Origin of the sequence: uncultured Intestinibacter sp. (assembly GCF_902468165.1) — a bacterium.
Classification (GTDB): domain Bacteria; phylum Bacillota; class Clostridia; order Peptostreptococcales; family Peptostreptococcaceae; genus Intestinibacter.
On record NZ_CABQXJ010000113.1, the window covers coordinates 1 to 5,538 of the forward strand.

Sequence of the window (5,538 nt, forward strand, 5' to 3'; positions counted from 1 at the left end):
AATCCTAAGAAATAGTGGAGAGGGATTCCTAAAAGTTAATGCTCAGAAAGATGAAAATGGGAATTATATTGATTTTGATATTGTAGACTACAATAAATCATTTGTAGATATTTTGAAAAAGATGTTAAAAAAAAATAATTTAGATATAGATATTTTAAAAGACATCATTAAAGATAAATTTAAAGCAAATAGACAGGGGATAGAGATATACGAATTATTAGAAAGAATTGAAAAAAATAAATTAGAGAGTATAAATTTTGGAGAAAAATCATATGGAATAAATTTAAAGGTTGATGGTTATTATCTAGAGGAATTTTTTATATTTATGTGTAAATCTAATTTTGAGCAAGAAATTTTTAGATTTACAGAGATATTAGATAAATCTAATGATATTTATTTTTGGGTAAAAGATATAAAAGGAAACTATGTAACTGTAAATCAAACTTGGCTAGATGAGGTTGGTTTTACAGATAAAATGAGTGTAGAAGGGCTTAATAGCTATGATATTTGGCCTAAAAAACAATGTGATACATTCAGAGCTAATGAGGAAGAAGTTATAAGGGAAAATATAATAAAAATTTTTGAAGAGACATTCTCACTACATGGTGGAGACCAAAATGTAGATACTACTATATGGCCTTTATTAGATAACGAAAATAAACCAATAGGAACAATGGGAATTGCTATTAATGGTAAAAGTAGAGCGAGATTTTATGAAAATTTAAAAAATAATGAGAAAACTTTTAAAGAAATAACAAAATACTGTGAATCTGTATTTTTTATAAGAGACGAAAAAAACATAATATATATGAGTCCATCTTATGAAAATGTATTTGAAGAATCATGTGATTATTATGCACATGATGTATATAAATTTAATGATTTTTTTAAAAATGAAAAGCAGCCATATGGAATATTAGATAATTATAAATTTAATGAATTAAATGAAGGTAGATCGAAAGCTAAATTAAAAAATGGAAAAGAAAAATGGATACAATATAAATTTTTACCTATACATGATGAATGTGGAGAAGTTATAAAAAGAATAGGAATATTAACTGATGTAACAAAAGATGTAAATATAGAAGAAGAAAAAGAAAAAATACGATTAGATTTTTTTACAAATATATCTCATGAACTTAGAACCCCTGTAAACATAATTTTAAGCTCTATACAAGTATTAAAATTAAAATTAGACACTTTAGATAAGAATAATTATAATTACTTTTCAAAATATATAAATATAATGCAGCAAAATACATTTAGATTAATCAAATTAATAAATAATTTAATCGATTCTACAAAAATTGATTCAGAAAGTATAGATATACATCCGATAAATGCGGATATAATAAGCTTTATAGAAGATACATGTTCTTCTGTACTTCATTTTATTAAATCAAAGCACATGAACTTAGTATTTGATACAGATGTAGAAGAAGAGATTATTAGCTTTGACCCTGATTTGATAGAACGAGTATTGCTAAATCTACTATCAAACGCAGTTAAATTTAATAAAGAAAATGGGACAATATTTATAAATGTAAGATTAGAGGAAAAAGATGTTGTTGTAGAAGTTAAGGATGAAGGTATTGGAATACCTAAAGATAAAATACCAACTATTTTTGAAAGATTTGAACAAGTTAGAACAAAAATGAAAAGTGAGCGTGAAGGAAGTGGAATCGGACTTTATATAGTAAAATCACTAATTCAGATGCATGATGGAAGTGTAAAGATAGAAAGTGAAGAAGGTAAAGGATGTTCGACAATATTTACTTTACCAAGAAGAATAAATAAAAATAATAAAAAACATTATTTAAAATGTGAAGAAAATAAAATAAATATGATGGATGTGGAATTTTCTGATATATATATGTAAAACTAATGAATATAAAATTAAACCTAAAAGTAAAATAAATAAAAAATCATGAATTGACAACAAATGGTAAAAATACTATCATTTACTTAGCAACAAATGTTAAAAACAATTAAGGAGGAATTAGAAATGTCAAACTGTGGATCATGTCCATCTAAAGGGGAATGTGGAAAAGACCAACAAAGTTGTGGTATTCAAAACAACCCTCTAAATAATATAAAAAAAATCATAGGTGTTATGAGTGGTAAAGGTGGAGTAGGAAAATCTACTGTATCTGCACTTATAGCAAGAAACTTAGCAAAACAAGGATATAAAGTAGGGGTGTTAGACGCAGATATAACAGGTCCAAGTATACCAAGACTTTTAGGTGTTAAGGATGCAAAGGCAATGGGAGCTCCTAATAACTGTATATATCCAGTTCAAAGCTCTGATGGAATTAAAGTAATGTCACTTAATTTATTATTAGAAGATGAAAATCAACCAGTAATTTGGAGAGGAGCAATGATATCTAATACTGTAAAACAATTCTATACAGATGTAATCTGGGGAGAATTAGACTACTTATTAATAGATATGCCTCCAGGAACAGGTGATGTTTCACTGACAGTTATGCAATCAATTCCAATTAACGGAATAGTTATGGTTTCAGTACCACAAGATATGGTATCAATGATAGTTGCTAAAGCTGTAAATATGGTCAGAAAATTAAACATAGAAATAATAGGTTTAGTTGAAAATATGAGTTATATAGTCTGCCCAGACTGTGGAAATAAAATACAAATATTTAAAGGAAATGATACTGAAAAATTATTGGATGATTTACAATTAAACTTACTTGGAACATTACCTATGAATGCAGGACTTGGAAATGTGTCTGTTGGAGTTTATAAAGATGGCGACGAAGAGGTTGAAGGATTATTCAATCCTATAGTTATAAACTTATTAAATTCATTAAAAGATATAGAAGTAAAAAAAGCTTAGATATAGACAAAATAAACACTCAAAATAGCGTTACTAATTTAAAATTCTAATAGTAGCGCTATTTTATTGCATATATTATAAATTAAGTTATAGTTGTATTTTTAAAGGAATATAATTATCTTTAAACTATAAAATGTAATAAGTAATATTTTATAATTTAATCTCGATAGTATAGGAGGGATTAATAATGATAAAATCTACAAGATTTAGAATGGTTAAACTTTTATATAATATGGTTAGATTTTATCCAGAGGGGAATTATTTTGCTCCTTTTGGTAAAAAAAGTAGCGAGATTGAAGAAATTGAAGTAAGGGTAGATGAAATAGAGGCAATACGTCTAAAAGATGTCGAAGGACTAACAATAGAGGAATGTGCCAGCAAAATGGCAATTTCATGCGAAACTTTCCAAAATATAATTCAATGTGCACGAAAAAAAATAGCAATAGCATTGACACAGCAAAAGATAATTTCAATTTCTGAAGAAAATTATACAACAAAGTTTTGTCAGTTTAGATGTGCTAAATGTGGATATACTTATACTATAAAATATGAACATGATAAGATAGTATGCCCTAAGTGCTATTCTACAGAAGTTATGGGAAGTGAAAAACAAAGTATTTATAAAAAATGGCATAATAAAAAATAATAGAGTTAATATATATAACGAGATAGGTTTCTTAGCATAGTATATAGGCGATATTGACTTAAGTATTAAAATTTGATATTATTAGGAAGAATATAGAAAGCTCTGGTTTAAATCAGAGCTTTTTGTTTAGGAGATGAATAAATTGATGTTAGATGTACTTATATTTGTAGTAGATTTAATTTTATTTTTATATTTCACAAGAGTTGCTCTACATACTACAGACATGACAACAAGGCTTATTTGTTGCGTTGCAATGACTTATGAAATATATCTAATGAGAAGATTTTTCAAAAATTTAAGGATGAAATTTAGACAAGAAAAGGATCTGAAATAAAACTAATTTATTCAGATCCCTTTTTAAAAAATATGATTATATTATTTTAAACCTCTTTCTTTAGCTAATCTTATGTAAGCTCTATAAACAAAGTCATTAATAATCCCCTTTTTTTCTCTATCAGATATTAATTTTAGTAAATCTGCATCAGAATATCCAACTTCTTTTATTTGTTTATAAAGAACTTCTTCGTGAATACCTCTTTCCATTGAACAGCCTGCAGCCATATATATCACCCCTTAAAATTCATACTATACCTAAATTATATAGAAGTTTTTGATATAAATAAACATAAATTGGAAATATTTAATTTCAAGAATTTTCATAAAATATTATATATTTATTATTGACATTCCTATAACTGGAATTTATTATTATATAAGTAAGGTATCAACATATAATGTAATTATTTTAAAATTAGGGGTGATTTATATGAGTATGGTGGCAGAACATGCTAAATGGCCAAAAGAAAATGATATAATATTTAGCTTATCAGAAAGGGCGCAAGCAGCTGAGGCGCAATATGGAAAAGATAAGGTTATTAATGCAACAATAGGAGCTTTAATGGACGACAATGGTAAATTAATAGCTATGAAAACAGTGTATGACCAGCTTAAAAGTTTACCTAATGAAGAAATTTCAGCATATGCTTCTATAGGAGGTCAACCAGAATACCAAGAGGCAGTAAAAAAAGTTTGCTTTAAAGGAAATGAGCCAGAAGGATATGTTAAAGTAGTAGCTTCACCAGGTGGTAGTGGTGCCATAAAATTAGCTATGTATAATTATACTGATGAAGGGGAAGATGTATTAGTTTCAGATTGGTATTGGTCTCCATATGGAATAATAGGAGAAGAAACAAAAAGAGGAATACAAAATTACTCTTTATTTGATGAAAAAGGAAACTTCAATATATCATCATTTAGCGAAAAATTTACTGAAATTCTAAATAAACAAGGTAGAATATTTACAATAATAAATTCACCAGGTAATAATCCAACAGGATATAGTTTAACTGATGAAGAATGGGATAAAGTATTAGATTTGACAAAAGAAGCAGCGAAAGATACTACAAAGAAGATAGTATTTCTTGTGGATGTTGCTTATATTGATTTTGTTAGAGATGACGATGCAAGTAGAAAATTCTTTAAGAAATTTGGAAATTTACCAAGTAATATACTTACAATAGTTGCATTTAGTATGTCAAAAGGATTTACGGCATATGGTATGAGAATGGGTGCTGCAATAGGTATATCTTCAGATAAAGATGTAGCAGAAGAGTTTTACTATTCATTAATGCATTCATGCAGAGCAACTTGGTCAAACTGTAATAGAGGAGCTATGGCTGTATTATCACAAATAGTTGCAGATAGTAAAAAATATGAAGAATATGAAACTGAAAAGAATTCATATAAAGATATGCTTTTAGTAAGAGCTAATTCTTTTGTTGAAGGAGCTAAAGAATGTGGACTTGATATTTTACCTTATAGAGATGGATTCTTTATAAGTATACCATGTGACGACCCTATGAAGGCGTGTGAAGAATTAGCAAAAGAAAATCTTTACTTAGTTCCTTTAAAAATGGGATTGAGATTTGCTGTTTGCGCAGTTGAAAAATCTAAATGTAGAAAAGCTCCGGCTATAATAAAAGAAGTACTAGATAAGATATAGTAATTAAAATAAAAAAGAAAAGTGAACAGCCCG

The 5,538-nt window shown here is 27.3% G+C and carries 6 protein-coding genes; 5 read left to right on the top strand and 1 reads right to left on the bottom strand.

The genetic code is table 11. From position 1 onward, the window contains the following. The 4 genes from RDX53_RS13580 to RDX53_RS13595 form a co-directional block, all read left to right on the top strand. A partial coding sequence (locus tag RDX53_RS13580) for an ATP-binding protein (protein WP_307994339.1) occupies positions 1–1,879 on the top strand: 1,879 nt, incomplete at its 5' end. Positions 1,880–2,005: 126 nt separating this feature from the next. Next, a complete protein-coding gene (locus tag RDX53_RS13585; RefSeq protein ID WP_195930187.1) occupies positions 2,006–2,857 on the top strand; it encodes an Mrp/NBP35 family ATP-binding protein in 852 nt (283 codons plus the stop codon). Between the two features lie 187 nt (positions 2,858–3,044). Beyond that, positions 3,045–3,503, top strand: coding sequence for a DUF134 domain-containing protein (locus RDX53_RS13590; RefSeq protein ID WP_195930188.1), 459 nt, complete (start codon positions 3,045–3,047; stop codon positions 3,501–3,503). A 145-nt stretch (positions 3,504–3,648) separates the two neighbouring features. Next, positions 3,649–3,837 carry a hypothetical protein gene (locus RDX53_RS13595; protein ID WP_243269574.1) on the top strand — a complete coding sequence of 63 codons (189 nt, stop codon included), beginning with the start codon at positions 3,649–3,651 and terminating at the stop codon, positions 3,835–3,837. Between the two features lie 41 nt (positions 3,838–3,878). Here the strand turns inward: RDX53_RS13595 and RDX53_RS13600 are convergent, their stop codons facing one another. After that, positions 3,879–4,064, bottom strand: coding sequence for a hypothetical protein (locus tag RDX53_RS13600; protein WP_195930190.1), 186 nt, complete (start codon positions 4,062–4,064; stop codon positions 3,879–3,881). A 205-nt stretch (positions 4,065–4,269) separates the two neighbouring features. Between RDX53_RS13600 and RDX53_RS13605 the strand changes: the two genes are divergently transcribed. Then, on the top strand, positions 4,270–5,505 hold the full coding sequence (locus RDX53_RS13605; RefSeq protein WP_207743836.1) for an aminotransferase class I/II-fold pyridoxal phosphate-dependent enzyme: 1,236 nt from the start codon (positions 4,270–4,272) through the stop codon (positions 5,503–5,505). The last annotated feature ends 33 nt before the right edge of the window (positions 5,506–5,538 follow it).